Raw genomic sequence first — 16,224 nt, forward strand, 5'->3', positions numbered from 1 at the left:
TTAAATTTCGCCAGATATTGGCTCATCATTGATGGTCAAAAAATGAGCCTAACGTACAATAATTTTCGATATCCAAACTGACCCCAATTAACTGCTGCGGCATCAGCTTCAACGGTCCCGCCCCAACAGGCATAATCACTGTTCTTGGCTCATCATCCTTATAGCCCATAGTCAGTTTCATGTTGGAATAGCCAATATCCAATCCCAGTACGAACTCTTGCATAACACCTCCTCCATCGATTGCTTTTAGATTGCTTTTCAATCAGTAAGAGGATGATACAGCCATAGATTTTCATATACGCACTCTCTAATAACCCAAAATGGGAGCTTTGGTCGTTTTTTGGTGGCTTTTAGATGGAGATCATCTACTGACGGCTGTAGTACCAAGCTAGCCTACCGAAAAATGCCCCTCACCCACTCGGTGTATGGCTATGGGTATGCAAGCTCCTCTTTCATGTGAAATTCCTAAGGTGATTTCCCTATCTATCTGGAATTTTGGTCAATTTTTTTCACTTGTATATGGAAAAACATAGGGTAAAATTCCAGATAGATAGGAATAGTGGTCAATAAATTTCATGGATTCACTAGCCTTATCCTAGATTCAAATTCCACATATTGGAAAACTGGTACTCAAATTCCAGATAGATAGAAATGTGGAAAGGAACTGGATAGGATTTGGATAGGAGATAACATTGGGCTTACCAAAAGAAAAATGTCTCGAACTGCTAAAAGTAGATAGAGCCAAAGAGCGCGGTAGCCTCCTAAAGGAGGACTTCGATACAGCACACAGTAAGTTTGTATCAGACATACAGAGTGCATGTGATCGTGAGCTTGCTGTTCTCGCCTTAGAGGCTCAACTTGAGGCTGACTCATACTGGGATATGCATCGGGAGGCACGAGCAGAGGCTCGGGGCAACGAACAAGGACGAGTTGGCACTCGTGTACGAATCATCGGGGTATCACTCAGTTTAGAGTGGTATTACAATCGCTTCTTCGACGCTGTACTAGGCCAAAAGAAAAAGGTGCTATCGACATACATCAGTAAAGGACCTGGAACCTCATACAGCATGTCGCACTTCAAGAAGGAGCCCCAATGGGCTCAAGAGTTGATCGAGCACGTAGAAAGCCGGTATACGCCAATACGGCAACGAGCAGCCGCACTATCAAAAATTCGTAAAGCAGTCCGTGAGTACGAGCGGCTGACAGCCCAAAGTTACAACAAGAACGTTCCGAACGAGCAAGAGTGATGTTATGACAAAATCAGTAGCAGCAACTGACTTAGCCAAGCTCGGAAAATGTGAGGCAATGATTAGGTTCAACCGCCCTAGCCCTCGGCAAGCAACAGGAGGATCAGTCGCCCACAAGGGGAGCTCAAACACCTTGAGAGGCGAACTAGCTCATGCACGGTATGAATCAACAGTTCTTCGCTTCATGACTAACACTTCTGGAACAACAAAGCACCGTTTCTACCAGCTAGTGTTCTCAGCGACAGTAGCGCTTGGTGTGCTAACGCTACTGGCAGCATGGATTACAACCTAGAATGTATTGACGGAACAGCCATGAGTAAAAGAGCTAGAGACATAGACTTGGAGCAACTCAATGTAGTCAAAGAGTCGCCGCAGATGAGCTTGTTCGAGATCATTGAATCTCCAGCCAAGAAGGATGACTACTCCAACACGATTGAGATCTATGACGCACTCCCCAAATACATCTGGGATCAAAAACGAGAGCACGAAGATCTTTCTAATGCTGTCGTGACAAGACAATGCACCATCAGAGGTAAGCAGTTCATAGTAAAAGTGAAACCAGCCATCATAGAAAAAGATGATGGAAGAACGGTGCTCATCTATGCCGGACAGAGAGAGGAGATATTAGAGGATGCTCTCAGAAAGCTAGCGGTGAATGGCAAAGGCCATATCATCGAAGGCAAAGCAGGTGTCATGTTCACCCTATATGAGCTCCAGAAAGAGCTCTCAAAGATGGGGCACGGATACAATCTAAACGAAGTCAAAGAAGCTATTCAGATCTGCCGAGGAGCAACCCTAGAGTGTATTAGCGATGATGGAGAAGCGTTCATCAGCTCCAGCTTCTTCCCGATGGTGGGACTGACGACTAGAGGTGAATTCCGCAAAAAAGGCGGTAATGCACGGTGCTATGTCCAGTTCAATCCCTTGGTTAATGATTCGATCATGAACTTGTCCTTTCGGCAGTATAACTACAAGCTCGGAATGCAAATACGATCTCCTCTAGCTAGGTATATCTACAAACGTATGAGTCACTATTGGACTCAAGCGTCTCCTGACTCGCCCTACACTCCATCACTCATAAGCTTTTTGACTCAGAGCCCTCGTGAGTTAAGCCCCAGAATGCCCGAGAATGTACGGGCCATGAAACTAGCGCTTGAGTCACTCATAAAGCAAGAAGTTATCAGCGGATATGATGCTACTCAGATCAAGGATGGCCGTAAGATCATCGATGTTCGCTACGTCATCAAACCTCATGAGAGTTTTGTGAAACAAGTCATGGCATCCAACAAGCGCAAGCAGCAAACAGAGTTGCGCGCCATTAAACAAGGTTTGATAGACCACGACATCATTGATGAGACCAAAATAAAGAAGATCAAAGGTAGATAGTCCTATCTATACAAACTAAGAGAAAAGGCGCAATGCGCCTTTTTTCATGCCCTTAGAAAGGGATCGGTGAATATTGATATATGGGAACGTTGCACGGTTAAAGGCTCTATATATGGGAATGTTGCACGATAAGAGTTCGTCTATGTGGGACCATTGCACGTTAACATGTGGGAGCGTTGCACGATATCCCCCGGCCAAGACCGATCAGAGGAACATGAACTAAGTCCCTATCTCATATATGGGAACGCTGCACGATAGATACAGATGCGAGAAATCGACGAATAGACCAGGCCGAACCATATAGATATAACTTATTGATATTTATAAATACAGTATATGGGAACCTTGCACGGTTAGAGGCTCTATATGTGGGAACCTTGCACGATAAGAGCTCATCTATGTGGGAACGCTGCACGGTTAGAGGGTCTATATATGGGAACGTTGCACGATAGACCAGGGGATCACCCCTTCCATATGGGAACCTTGCACGGATGACAAAAGGGAACATAGGTTGACAGATGGAGACAGACATTAAAAATGCCATCATCGCCTAAAAAATAGGCATGATCAGACATGCAGTGGGCAAAACTTATCCACAAATTCTGTGCATAAGTAGGTGATGTATATGTGGGAATGCTGCACGGTTATATGTGGGACCGTTGCACGGTTCAAAATATGAACAACTTTGGTATATGGGAACATTGCACGATAGTGAGTGACCATATGGGAACGTTGCACAGTTACAGAAAAACATATGGGAGAGCTGCACGGATCAGAACTCAAACATATGGGAGAGCTGCACGGATATGCAATTTTCAAGGAATTTTGTGGAAAAAAAATGCTATTGCTGTGGATAAAAGGATCAGAGATCTAAGGATATATGGGAACGTTGCACGGCAACCTATGGGAACGTTGCACGTTAACATGTGGGAGCATTGCACGATGAAAATGGAAGAACAATAGTAATATCATGCGATTAAGTAAAAATAAGGTGTCCCTAACCCTTATTTATCCGTTTCTATCCTTTAGTCAAAGATCTAAAGATCTTTATATTGATCCTTATGAATAAGGAACAAAAAACAATCAGTTAAATTTTCATTGAAAAAATGGCCATATCGCAATCAACGTATAGCACAAGCTCAACAGGATGAACGCCCACAGGAAAAAGTATCCGGTTTCATACAGAGTCACCCTAAACAGAGCCCTCACACCGAACGATCTTCCCGAGATCCTTGCAACGATCCATTGAAAAGCTAAAAAAGCCCCAAACGAACAAAGTAGAGTAATGACCACTGATAGCAACGTATGTTCTTCCAGAACAGACTCACTCATAATTTCACGTTCTATGCAGTTTGAGATGATTACCCCTGCACCGAACCCAAGCCCAAGCGCAGCTACAGTCCGCACCAAAACGATTTTAAGAGACTCACTCCAGCTTAGGTGGAGTCCTAGCACTCTCCTCGATGAGCGCCGTATTAGAGCTACAGAAATGCAGAGTCCTGTGATAGCTGAAAAAATGACTAGTAAGATCGACATCTTAGGCCCCTTGAAACTAACATCAGGCGATTCGTGCAGTGCTCCAACATAAGACAGACCAACAATGTACCCATAACTAACTGTGCAGCGTTCCCATATGGCACAGGAATATCATAGTGAATTCACCAAACGTGCATCAGTCCCAGATATCCAGCCCCCCTCTTCTGGAACTGAGGATCTTAGATACGATCTTAGATCCCTATCTCAAGATCATCTCATTCATCTGATCGTCGCAAAGATAGACAGTTAAACAGCCACCCCACTAAAAACGCCTGTAATAGCCATAGAGCCTTTTAGGTGCTATTGCATAAGTTACCCCACTCTCATACTGAAAAACCCTTTAGAGCGGCTTACACGCCGTTTTATGGCCGATCAATCATATGAAGCACTAACTATGCCTTCCCTGGGATGAGCCTCGTAACAGATCCCTACCGTGAAATGTTTCACCAAAACAAACCAACAAACAGAGTTACTGATCCTTTTTCACCATCACGATCGATAAACGAAACCCATTTACAATATTATTATATGATACTATAGTATTAAAATATGGTTCGATGAATATGGGGACAGCGTTGAACATCTCGGCTTATTAGGGACCTATAAACAAATCCTAAAACCATCTAAAAGTGCTGTTTCGGTTGCATCAGTAATCAATCTTTTGGATAGCAAGACAAAAGACTACTTAAAAGTGGCTTTTCAGTTGAGTTGGGATTGTGGTGAGTCGATATGTGGGAACGTTGCACGGTTAAAAGTGTTCCCTCAAAGAAGCTATAAGTTTCGACGTCGAGTGATTGCCGGAATTGGGCCGTACCGAATCGGAGAACGTAATAATTGAATGTGGGACTGACGAGAAAAAGACCATGCTAACGAAAAACAAAAAGCAAATGACCGAATGGCATCAAGAGTTAGAGGCTGTCCTTATGACTTTAGACGACTGCCAGATTGAATGTGATGGCATGACTCGGGTTATAAGCTACTTACTTAATAAAGCAGAAATTCGACATAGCTGCATGTACGGTTTCGTACAGAACGAACAAACCAAAGATATCGTGCCCCCCCATTTTTGGATCATCTTAGAGGATGGATGGCTGGTGGATCTGAGGCTTCGAATGTGGCTCGGGGATAATGACACGATCCCTCATGGTGTCTTTCACCCTGATAACGAACCTAATTTCCTCTACCAAGGGGAACCTGTTCCTAGAGATTTCAACATGACATTAGGACACGATCTATTGAACGTCATGACTGATGGAAAACTTTCACATGTGAAAGTACCAAGGAAACAAGATGGAGAGCATAGAGTGGAGTTTAATTATGATAAATCCGTATCTAACGCTCATCTTGAAACTGCTGGCTGGGAAATGGATGCTTTTAACCATTCAAATCCCTTCGAAAGCCACGTCATTTATGTGCGGGATTACCGTAACAATCTTATCCGTTTGTTTACCATCAACCAGGCCGATTTCGAAGCCATGAAGCAACCACGAGAGCTATCTTCCGAGATGTGGGCATCTCTTGTTGCCGAGTATGTTTTAAGAGCAGCAAAAGGGACATTGAAGTTTAAGGACTCCAAATCGCTTGCTCCAGCCCTAATTGGGTATACAAAGTCTACTGAGACTTACCGGCGTTGGCGCAGAGTATCAGAGGTTTCTGAGCGCTTGCACATGATTATCAACATTTATACCACTGGAATGTTGAGGCCTTTCATCATGAGATCTACTTCAACAGTGCTAACGACAGAAGAAGTAGTAACTGCCTCATCACAAGTAAAAAGTATGGATGCAACGAATCACCCCGATTGGGTTAAGTAATAGAGGGAATTATGAAAGCAGCTCTCTGGATATTAGCTTTGATCATTGCTCCCTTCGTGATCGTGAAAGTAGACCTATGGCGCCAGCGGTGTATAGGTGATATTTGGGGATGGTGGAAATCAGAGAATATGCCTTATGAGCTGCGTTCAGCAACCTTGTTCCTATCTGAGCGAGATGTGTCAACTTCATTCCCTGTGCCGATACATGGCCGAGTTGATCAAGTGTTCAAAACTAAGCGAGGTATTCTCATTATTCTGGATACTAAATCTCGGGGGGCCCATCGTATCTATTCTTCTGACATTATTCAGTTATCGGCTTACCAACTGATTTTGAAACACCAGTACAGTTACCCTGTTGCAAAGTATGGCTATGTTAGAACTGTTGTTGAAGATGCCTATGGTGAAAAAGTTCGCTACCTAAAAGTAAAGTTATTGAGCGATCGAGAAGTTATTAAACTGTGGCAACGCTACCAAGATATTCATTCGGGTACAGTCCACCCTTCCTGTTATTGTGGTGGTCGCTTCCATATGAACTCCAAACCATCTTCATAAGGGGAAGATGGCTTTCACATGTGAAACACGATCTCCCCCTCCCCCTCTCCTGGTTCAGGCCTTTCACATGCAAAACACGATCTCCCCCTCCGCTCTCCTGGTTTAGGTCTTTCACATGTGAAATACGATCTCCCCCTCCGCTCTCCTAGTTTAGGTCTTTCACATGTGAAACACGATCTCCCCCTCCGCTCTCCTGGTTTAGGTCTTTCACATGTGAAACACGATCTCCCCCTCCGCTCTCCTGGTTTAGGTCTTTCACATGTGAAACACGATCTCCCCCTCCCCTCCCCTGGTTCAGGCCTTTCACATGTGAAACACGATCTCCCCCTCCGCTCTCCTGGTTTAGGTCTTTCACATGTGAAACACGATCTCCCCCTCCCCTCCCCTGGTTCAGGCCTTTCACATGTGAAACACGATCTCCCTCTCCTGGCTTAGGAAGCTTTCACATAGGCTCATTCTGTTTTGCCTGATTTGGGCAGTTTGGCGGGGTTGCATTTTTTATAACTCATGTAGGCTAGTTATATAGGAGAGATTACATCTGTATCTGACCGAAATTGTTTCGTTGTAACTTTTGATAAGAGGGTAATTGAATGATTAAAGAAGAACTATCCTCCAATGAGGCTCAGGATGGTATGCGCCATGCTGGCTACGCACAATGTGTATTCATCCTGGCACAGTCCCTAATCTTTCCTAATTTAGGGAGTATAGGGGCTTTAATTGCAGCTTTATGTGGAATGATGCCTTGGGTTATTCGAACGGCTAAACAGGATCAACTACAAGCATTTTGTATGGTTGTGGCTTCTCTTTGCTTAGCTACAGCCTATGGGAAGCTATGTGAGGTGATCATTTCTATAGCACAGGGAGTTTGATGTTATGGATGTTGTTCGCTCCCCCTACCTTCTCGCTGAGTTAAAAAAGAGAGGCCTCGCTGATGAGGTTGTTTTATCTGAGATATCTCAGCCAGGATATCTCATTCCTATTAGTCAATTGAATAAGTTAGCCAGTCACTTTGGGATTGATCTATCAGAGCAAATCTGTGCACACGAACAGGCTGTTAGCTTGAGATTCAAAGCAAAAATGAGAGGGGGATTGGCTGCATATCTGTTTGAGCACGAAGGTTGTTTTAGATATGCCGAGGGATCAGGCCATGCGGAGATGATGGGCATAGAACAGGATGGCGAGATTGGTCTACCTAGTCGTGCCGCAGATGCAATGTTCTTAGAGCAAATCCTGATTCAGGTGATATCTCGTGCAGAATTTATGCTGAAAAAAATTAACGATAAGTTTGTACGCTCTGAGCAGAACATTGAATTCCGTGAACAGCTTGCTCCAGGTATCTTCAAACTTAACTACCGAGGATTCAAATATAAGGAAAATAAAAACTCAAAGAAAGGAAGTATGTCAGTAATTTCTGTACAGGGTAGAAGATTCAATTGCGTTACGAGTGTTGCGCGAGCTTATGGCATGGACCCTGTTACAGTGCGCAAGCGTATTTCTGATATAGGAAAGAAGGCTGAGGAGTTATCAGAAAAAGAATGGGAAAAAATACTTACTAAAAAGAAAGCAATTCATATTTGTTATGGCGGTAAAACTTATACGACAGTAGCTGACTTTTGCCGTGCATATCATCTCATTGCATCCCGTGTGTATCCTAAAATCAGAAGTTGGGAAAAAAACAAGGGAAATATAAATCTGGCTGGGGACATGTTCTGGCAAGAAATTATTGATAGTTGCTCAGCAAAATTTACTGATAGGAGTCGTTTGATATGATAGGACAAAAACTACGAATTGGAGTCATTGTTGCGATAGTTTTAGGTTCTATTGGCGTGGGAGCTGGGATCTACCAGTTGGCTGTGAAAGATCGAGAGACTAAAGCAGAGATGGACCAGATTAAAAAGGAAATAGCTCAGAGACGAGATACTCTTACTTTTAAGAACATGGCTGAGTTTGATACCGCAGTGGAAGCAAGTGTTAATAGGTTTATCATGAAAAAGCAACAGGATGAGGTAAAGAGTAAGTTCGCTTTATTTTCATCTGCACCTGAGAAAACTGATGGTAAGCATATTTATGGTGATATGGATGCTCGCTTTACCCTTGTTGAGTTTTCTGACCTGGAGTGCGGGTACTGTAAGCAGTTCCATGATACACCCAAGAAAATCGTAGATTCCAGCAAGGGGAACGTAAATTGGCAATGGAAACATATGCCTTTAGATTTCCACAATCCGGCAGCATACAAACAAGCCGTAGCTGCTGAGTGTATTGCTGAGCAGAAGGGTAATAGGGGCTTTTGGGTATTCTTGAGTGATGTCTTTGAACATACCCAAGGGAACGGGCGAGGAGTGCAAGATCTTGCCGCTTTGGTTTCTGGCGTTGGGGCTGATATTAATGTGTTTAGGGCTTGTTTGGCTTCTGGGAAGTATGACGAGCAAGTTAAAGCAGACATTCAGAAAGCTAAAGAAAACGGTGTCAACGGTACTCCAGCTACGTTTGTTGTCGATAACATCACAGGACATACTCAGCTTTTAGGCGGGGCACAGCCGCCCCAGGCCATCATGGCTGTTATGCGAAAAATGATGGTAGAGTCTCAGCAAGAGGACGATGGAGCCTCTAATAACCAGTGACAGTTGTTATGGATCGCTGGTGGCTGTATCTACCTAATGGTCTCAGAAGCTGGCCTCGATGTCAGCTTCATTCTATTTATAGTTCAAAAAGTTCTGAACCACTTCTAGCCGGGGATTTTACGCTAGGAGACCTAGAACACTCCGTGTTAATCCAATCAAATTTGCCCAAAATGGGTATTGGTAAGGAAGCAGTAGGTTGGAAATGGGAGCACAATGATGGTACGAGTTTCACATGTGAAACATGCTCAATTGTAAATTCTGTCAGCGTCACACCTCTTTACAGCATCATAAAATGATGCTATAAAGTAAGTGTATCATCTGAGAGTGATTATATTGTCGTTGAGCGACTCATGTGGCAAATGAAGGTAGGGTGTTGGGAACGCTGTTGTTTCCTGGGGACCTGAGGCAGAAAAAAACATCACTGTCGAGATAATACTAAAAGCTAATCGAGGATTCAGAGGGGAACAACATGGCTGCTATCAATTCACTTCGCGCTCTTAAAGGTGTCACTCCAGCTCAAGATCTGAAAAAAGGCGATGGTTTCACCATTGCTCCCCAGCTCCTACTTGAAGAGGAGGGGTTTAATACTCGCGGAGCCTTTTGTGACAATTACTATGATCGCCCTGACATTAAAGAGGGTATCCGTGTCTTGGCTGAGGCTTATAAGCGCGGGGATTATGTTCCTCCAATCATCGTCAAAGTTATCGATGGCAAAGTCTATATTCGTGAAGGGCACCGCCGTCGTCGGGCGCTTCTACGCGCTATTGAGGAAGGCGCAGATATTAAGCTTGTACAAGTGGTGGAGCATCGTGGTGATGAAGCGGAGCAGAACTTACTGATTGCAACAAGCAACGATGGCCTCCCTCTATCGCCTCTTGAGCGAGCTGTAATTTATGCTCGACTCGCACATTGGGGATGGAGTGATCAAATGATCGCCCTGCGTGTTGGTCGCTCAGCCGAGCATGTTCGTAGCGCCCGTGCGCTTTTGGAAATGCCATTAGAGCTAAAACGGATGATTCAAGAAGGTACTGTCGCCGCTACCTACGCACAAGCTCTTTATAATGAGCATGGAACTGCTGCTGTTGATATTTTGAAAAAAGCCCAAGAAGAACAAGGCAGCGGCGATAGTGATAAGCAGACTAAGAAGTTGACGAAGAAATCCGTTGAGAAGGGGCCTCGATTGGGGAAAAAGGTAGTGGAGGCTATGCGCCGTAGTGTAAGCACAATTACTAACCGCCTCGATGATATTAAGCCGACCGCTGATGGTGATTTTACGCTGACGCTGAGTAAGGAAGATGTTGAGGCCCTTCAAGAGTTGAGGGCGAAACTGACTGAGCTGGAGTCGAAGTCTAAGCCTAGTAGCCCTGAGGCAGATAGTGGGGAGTAATCCTATGCTTCCGGTAGGCGTGGTTAGGTTAGCTTGCCTAAGTTAACCTAACCGAGAATCCACCAGCATCGATTTTATTGTACATGCGGCCTTCTGGCCGTTTTTTGTTTCTAGATTGTTTTAACAGGACCATAATTAGATATTGCAGTATCATTTTTTGGGCTATAAAATCTTTCACATGTGAAAGAGGACTTTCGTTGTTGACTAATCATAGGGGTGAGTATGGGAAAAGTAATTAGTTTCTCCAACCAGAAAGGCGGGGTTGGTAAGAGCACCCTCTGTATCCAACAAGCATTTTATTTGACTCTGATAGAAAAGAAGAAAGTGCTGGTGTTGGATATGGATGGACAAGGGAATACCTCTTCCCGGCTGGCCCCTAGACGATATCTAGAGGATGGCGAGTTTGAGCCGATTCTTTCTGGGACGAAGGCTGCGGAGTTGTTCGCTTATGAACTGGATAAGGTTGAAGTGATGTCCTGTCCATGTGGTGCTGATCTCATCCATACACCAAAGAATGACTCTGACCTATTCGAAATGGAGGCTATCCCTCTAGGTCAGGCGATGAACCCTGCTCGCCATTTGGCTGATTTAATCGAAAACTACGATTACGTGCTGGTGGATTGTCCTCCTGGCCTCGGTAGAAAGCTGGTGGCTGCTCTGGTTATGTCAACCCATGTAGTATGCCCGGTTAAGCTCTCCGGCTTTTCTGTAGATGGTGTAGAAGGCCTCCTGAATACGATCATTGGTATTCGTGAGGCGTATAACCCAGAACTGGAGATCTTGGGGATTGTGATTAACGATATGGATCGTTCTGTTAATCATGAAAAATCGTTGAAGACTTTAGAGGCAACTGTTCCTGAACTTTTGTTCGAGAATAAGATAATGCACCGTCCGCCGCTGGATAGTGCAATTTCCGAAGGGGTTCCTGTCTGGGAGTTGCGCTATGGACATGTTGCGGCAAAAGAGGTTCTAGCAGTATTGGCTGAAATTGTTAAAAAGGTGGGCTAAGCCATGGCGCTAAAAAATCTAAAAAGCTTATCCGATCTGGCTAAAGCGGCAACTGGTAAACGAGGCAAGGAGATCCTTGTCGTTCCTGTCGATGATGTTGTATCTAAGGTGCAGGTCAGAAAGCGCTTTCGTAAAATTGAAGAACTCGCGGCTACTATACTTACAGATGGGCAGCAATCACCCATTATCGTGTCCCCTAAAAATGAGCATGGTAAGTATGTAATTCAGAAGGGAGAGCGACGTTGGCGAGCCTGTAAGCACGCTGGAATTGAGACAATCGAGCTGATCATTAATGACCAAGAGTTAAATCCTCTAGACGAAACTGCCGGGGAGCTCATCGAGAACATCCAGCGTGATGATCTCACTCCAATGGAGATCGCCCTAGCCTTGAATAAGTTCGTTGAGGATGGATGGTCGCAGCGAAAGATTGGTGAACGTATTGGCAAGAGTGTTTCGTTTGTCTCGACACATCTGTCCTTACTGAAACTGCCTATGTGTGTGCAAGAACTGTATGAACATGACATGTGTTCTGACATCGAAACACTAAACAACTTGCGACTGTTGTTTGATCTAGATGAGTCTCGGTGTCAAACAGTCTGTTCTGCTGCTCTGAGTGACGGTATCTCTCGCAAGCAGAGTAGAGAGTATTTAACCGATGCTAAGGTTGCTTTGCTGAAGCTTCCTGACTGTGTGCAAGACGTCTATGAAAAGGGATTATGTACTGATGTTGATACCTTGAAAAATCTTGGTCTCTTGTTCGATGTGGATGAGAATCGCTGCCGTACTGTTTGTGCTGTAGCTTTGACCGATGGGATATCCAGTAAACAAAGTTTGGAGATCTTGAATGATGCCAAGCGTGTTAAGGAGGATATTCATAATTCTGGCTCTACTGAGCATCGAGGCATGGATCAGAATATCACTCATACTGGTGTAGAATTAGGTTCTGAATCAGGTTCTGAATCAGGTTCTGAATCAGGTTCTGAATCAGGTTCTGCACCGGAGACTAACCCTGATTTGAGTAGTGGTGTAGTAACTCCGTCGCCTAAGAGCAAAGAGTGGAAGAATGCCCGTGCGGAAAATTTGATCTTTACTGTCAGTGTAGAGCTAGATGGTGAGATGAAGCGCGGTATTATCATGACAGAACGAGTGTCGTTGTCTCCAGCAATGGCTTGCGTGAAAATACTGGATAACAGTGGTAAAGAGAAGCATGTCATGGTGCCGGTGTCAGACATCCAGCTTCTGGCTATCGAAGGTTAATAACAGGATTAGGCCCAACTTATTTGGTTGGGCCTGAGGAAATAGGTGAAGGTACATATGAAAATTTCACAGGACATGAAGAGAAAATTTGCATTAGTTAATGCCCTGTCTAAAGCTGAGAAGCCAAGCCTCCAGGACCTTCACAAGTTTACAGATATCCCAGAGTCAACAATCAAGCGCCAGCTTTCATCGTTACGTGATGAGTTTGGAATGAACATCCTGTTTGTTAGAGAGTCAACTGGTGAACGCGGTGCCACTGGATACTATATCCTTACCGATTGGGGGATTTTAGATCGTAAGGCTTTCATTACCCGATATGGTAATCTTTAGTGATTAACATTATGAAGTTAAAGTAAAAAACCGACTGTGATAGTCGGTTTTTTCATACTTAGATACAGTGGCTCAATGTGTGGGGAGGTTGTTCCGCATAATAGGATACTCCTTTGGTTTGTCGCGAGATTGTATTGATACAGACTATGCTCAAACTCCTGGGAGTAACATCACGTGACTCAAAGTAGTGTAGTAGCTGGATCAGGCAGGATTTGATCATCAGTGGGTCAATGTCTTCTAGATTGATTGATAGATGCCTTATAGCTTCGGTTCCACTTTCTTTGATCCGGTTTTCCATCCACTGGATAGTATTGATGCCAGATCCACAACATGGTTCGTAGAAGTCATTCCCATCTCTATTGTTCACAAGTTGGGAAAGCAGTAAGCCAACCTCGGGGGGGGTAGGGAAGTAGCTTGTCCCTTTATGATGCAAGCCGAACATACTGAGTATGTATCCTAGCGCGTCATTGGTTGGGTAGAGCTTCATTGTGGACGATAGAGTATGCGAAAGTTCTATGGCTACACTGTTCAATTCATCAGGGATTACTTCTTGAGGGGGGTATAGCCTTGTTTGGAGGTAAGCCCAGTTATCGATGAATGCCTCAATGAATCTATTCGTCCCCATACGATAGCGTGATTGCTCAATAAGGCTTATTGCCTTTGCTCTTAAAGCAGCAAGCTGAGCAGACATATTGGCTCCTATTTTTGTCATGAGAAAACAATCTGACCAATCCCCCAGACGCCCTGGGGGAATAAGAGATTAGTTATGAATGCTTCGCGCTAATTTGGGAGCAGCACATTTTTGCTATTGCTTCACCACACCACTCAGGCATTGTCCGTAAGAGAGGAATAACCTGTTCGGCAGGCATCTGAGGAAGGTCCGACAAACGGACTTTGAGAAGTGGCACAGTTTGTTCTATCGGCGCAATCAGTGGGTTCAACTCGAAGAGTGTTTCGAGGTTGCTAATTAGACTAACGCTTGTGTTTATCGTAGACTGGACTTGCATAGTAACTCCGTCGCATTGAGTGATATGTGGCCCCCTGCTGCAACAGGGGGTTTTCTTTCTCCGTATCAAAAAATACTATTTATAGTATCAAAAATCAATACCGTAAACATACGGATAACCCGTATGTTGAATGTGATTGATAATCACTGATTGCCCCTAATTCTGTTGAAATTGTAAACGAAACGGTTGCAAGGGCCCTTCGTTTCGCTATACTGACGGTAGCGTCAACTTTGACGTTATTATCGCTTATATGAAGACTTTGGATTGATGACGGAGGTGATTATGATTACTCATACACCATACACTATCGGTAAACGCTATGACCTGTTGGGTCGCTTTCGCGTGCCGGGTGTTCCGGGGGAATTCGAAGTTCGTTTTAACAAAGAGCGTGTTAAACGCCCTTTATTAATCGTTGTTCATGATAAGTGGCAGCAAGCAGATCGTCGTGAGCAGATTGCACCCTTGATGGTTCTCCAGTATGAGGCTGACGGACGTGAGAAGTGCATTGAGCAGATTGATGCTGATGCCGTTCCTGCGGGTGATCTGAATTTTTCCAACATTCTAAAAAGTCAGGCTGTTGAGCTTTGCAGGAAGTTAGTGGGATGGAACTCATTAGGTCATGTCGCCGCTTATAATTGAAGAGCACGAAAAAAATTTAATTTGGCCTGATGACATAGATGACAGTCAGGCCTATCAAGATTTAACTCCTATCACTGATAATGTCGGTGATCAGCATCGTGTTGTTCTCGAAGAGGATCTTGGGATGTCGCGGTTGTATCTGCGCCATGTTCCATCAGATCAGATTTCAGCAAATGTCGTACTTGAGTTTTGTCCCGTCACTCCTAACGGTTTCCCCCAGCCAAGCCCACAGGTGACTTCTGTCTATGTTCATGAGGATTATCGAGGCGCTAAGCTTGCTATGCGCATCTATCGACTTGTTATGAGCCATTACGGAGCAATAATTAGCGATACCCATCAAACCACTGGTGGTGCTCTGATCTGGTTACGAATGGTTAGAGAAGATAGTGTTCTGATAAACATCATGCAGGTTCAAGAAGATGGGAGTTTAGAATACCGTTACTCTAATGGTGAGCCGGAGGCTTACCAGGGTGATAGTGATGCTCTTGAGGCTGTTGCTCAGACTATCTGGGGAGGGCCGGAAGAAGTGATCGCTCCCCTAGATTTTGAAATCCTAGGGTTTACACCAGCTCATGTGACGAGAGAGTCCGTCGTACTGGCCGCACGTATCGTATAGTCTTTACTCCCCACTTCAATGTCCTTTCCTTACTCCCTTGATTCCGACTTTCACATGTGAAAATCGATAGGGTGTAGATACATCTTGGCTTGGGTATGATAAGTGGAGTTTCACATGTGAAACCCTTTCTTTTTTACGAGCTTTAGTGGGTCTAGGTGATGGATTATGAGTGTATGGGGATCGATAGCTTCTACGGTGGCCGGTGCTGCAATAGCCATATGCGTTAGTTGGCAAAATCATTATCTCACTAACAAAAGAGAGAGGATGATACGTGATCAGAAAGAGTACGAGGAGTTGCTGTTTATAGGAACAGAGTTGATATTCTCTCTTGAGAGTTATGTACGAGCGTGTTTGGATATCGCTACCGACTACAGAGATATAGAGCAAGACGGGAGAACTCGAACAACTATAGGCACTCCCATAATCTCCTTTGATGATATTTCAGGCAATTGGCGTGTTTTATCGGCATCTCTTATGTATCGCATACGAGAGCTGCCGTTCCTACAAAACGAGATAGAAAGCCTCATACATGATGAGGCGGATCATGATTCGGAATATGCTTTTCATGTGATGCGATGTCAGTATGCCAAGCTAGCGGTTAGAGGCTTAATCCTATCTAAGCAGCTTCGTGCAGAGATTAAAAAATTAGCCCAATCTAATAAACCTCATGATAAAAAAGCTCGCCTTCCCGATCCTAGCTATGGGAAGAACTTTGATGTAAGAGTTTGGCAAGCTTGGCGTCGGGCAGCTAATGCTCGGAGACAGTACAGCCGTGATTTGTGTGTTTAGGATAGAGCCACGTTCGCGGCTCTACTGTGCGGCATA

The 16,224-nt window shown here is 44.4% G+C and carries 15 protein-coding genes and 1 pseudogene; 14 read left to right on the forward strand and 2 right to left on the reverse strand.

Going from position 1 to position 16,224, the window contains the following annotated elements; all coding sequences use genetic code 11:
- Positions 1–82: 82 nt before the first annotated feature.
- Positions 83–223, reverse strand: a pseudogene (locus tag ETEE_RS19025) (ParM/StbA family protein); the annotation flags it as partial.
- Positions 224–692: 469 nt separating this feature from the next.
- Here ETEE_RS19025 and mobI point away from each other — a divergent pair.
- The 11 genes from mobI (at position 693) to ETEE_RS19080 (ending at position 13,137) form a co-directional block, all read left to right on the forward strand.
- Positions 693–1,247 carry a conjugative transfer protein MobI(A/C) gene (gene mobI, locus ETEE_RS22155; RefSeq protein WP_051905139.1) on the forward strand — a complete coding sequence of 185 codons (555 nt, stop codon included), beginning with the start codon at positions 693–695 and terminating at the stop codon, positions 1,245–1,247.
- A gap of 276 nt (positions 1,248–1,523) precedes the next feature.
- Entirely contained in the window at positions 1,524–2,633 is a 1,110-nt protein-coding gene (locus ETEE_RS19035; RefSeq protein ID WP_034164960.1) for a hypothetical protein, read from the forward strand.
- Between the two features lie 2,840 nt (positions 2,634–5,473).
- A complete protein-coding gene (locus tag ETEE_RS19050) occupies positions 5,474–5,983 on the forward strand; it encodes a hypothetical protein (RefSeq protein WP_034164978.1) in 510 nt (169 codons plus the stop codon).
- A gap of 11 nt (positions 5,984–5,994) precedes the next feature.
- Positions 5,995–6,534, forward strand: coding sequence for a PD-(D/E)XK nuclease family protein (locus tag ETEE_RS20650; RefSeq protein ID WP_071881966.1), 540 nt, complete (start codon positions 5,995–5,997; stop codon positions 6,532–6,534).
- 590 nt (positions 6,535–7,124) lie between these two features.
- On the forward strand, positions 7,125–7,403 hold the full coding sequence (locus tag ETEE_RS20655) for a hypothetical protein (RefSeq protein WP_071881967.1): 279 nt from the start codon (positions 7,125–7,127) through the stop codon (positions 7,401–7,403).
- A 4-nt stretch (positions 7,404–7,407) separates the two neighbouring features.
- Positions 7,408–8,304, forward strand: a complete 897-nt coding sequence (locus ETEE_RS19055; RefSeq protein WP_051905145.1) for a hypothetical protein — start codon at positions 7,408–7,410, stop codon at positions 8,302–8,304.
- Between the two features lie 110 nt (positions 8,305–8,414).
- Entirely contained in the window at positions 8,415–9,155 is a 741-nt protein-coding gene (locus ETEE_RS19060; protein WP_370558374.1) for a DsbA family protein, read from the forward strand.
- Between the two features lie 469 nt (positions 9,156–9,624).
- Complete coding sequence (locus ETEE_RS19065; RefSeq protein ID WP_034164958.1) at positions 9,625–10,542, forward strand: chromosome partitioning protein ParB; 918 nt, start codon at positions 9,625–9,627, stop codon at positions 10,540–10,542.
- A 222-nt stretch (positions 10,543–10,764) separates the two neighbouring features.
- The gene (locus ETEE_RS19070) at positions 10,765–11,550 is read left to right on the forward strand and encodes a ParA family protein (protein WP_034164957.1); all 786 of its coding nucleotides are present in this window, start codon (positions 10,765–10,767) and stop codon (positions 11,548–11,550) included.
- Between the two features lie 3 nt (positions 11,551–11,553).
- Entirely contained in the window at positions 11,554–12,807 is a 1,254-nt protein-coding gene (locus ETEE_RS19075) for a ParB/RepB/Spo0J family partition protein (protein ID WP_034164956.1), read from the forward strand.
- Positions 12,808–12,864: 57 nt separating this feature from the next.
- The gene (locus tag ETEE_RS19080; RefSeq protein ID WP_034164955.1) at positions 12,865–13,137 is read left to right on the forward strand and encodes a helix-turn-helix domain-containing protein; all 273 of its coding nucleotides are present in this window, start codon (positions 12,865–12,867) and stop codon (positions 13,135–13,137) included.
- Positions 13,138–13,195: 58 nt separating this feature from the next.
- On the opposite strand, the gene ETEE_RS22270 is transcribed toward ETEE_RS19080, so the two are convergent.
- A complete protein-coding gene (locus tag ETEE_RS22270; protein WP_337588727.1) occupies positions 13,196–13,849 on the reverse strand; it encodes an N-6 DNA methylase in 654 nt (217 codons plus the stop codon).
- 577 nt (positions 13,850–14,426) lie between these two features.
- Here ETEE_RS22270 and ETEE_RS19095 point away from each other — a divergent pair.
- The 3 genes from ETEE_RS19095 (at position 14,427) to ETEE_RS19105 (ending at position 16,188) form a co-directional block, all read left to right on the forward strand.
- A complete protein-coding gene (locus tag ETEE_RS19095) occupies positions 14,427–14,783 on the forward strand; it encodes a hypothetical protein (RefSeq protein ID WP_034164952.1) in 357 nt (118 codons plus the stop codon).
- The gene (locus tag ETEE_RS19100) at positions 14,764–15,399 is read left to right on the forward strand and encodes a hypothetical protein (protein WP_034164951.1); all 636 of its coding nucleotides are present in this window, start codon (positions 14,764–14,766) and stop codon (positions 15,397–15,399) included. The genes ETEE_RS19095 and ETEE_RS19100 overlap by 20 nt, the downstream gene beginning before the upstream one ends.
- A gap of 264 nt (positions 15,400–15,663) precedes the next feature.
- Complete coding sequence (locus ETEE_RS19105; RefSeq protein WP_051905151.1) at positions 15,664–16,188, forward strand: hypothetical protein; 525 nt, start codon at positions 15,664–15,666, stop codon at positions 16,186–16,188.
- Positions 16,189–16,224: the final 36 nt, after the last annotated feature.

This window comes from Edwardsiella anguillarum ET080813 (assembly GCF_000264765.2).
In the GTDB taxonomy this organism is placed as follows: Bacteria; Pseudomonadota; Gammaproteobacteria; order Enterobacterales; family Enterobacteriaceae; genus Edwardsiella; species Edwardsiella anguillarum.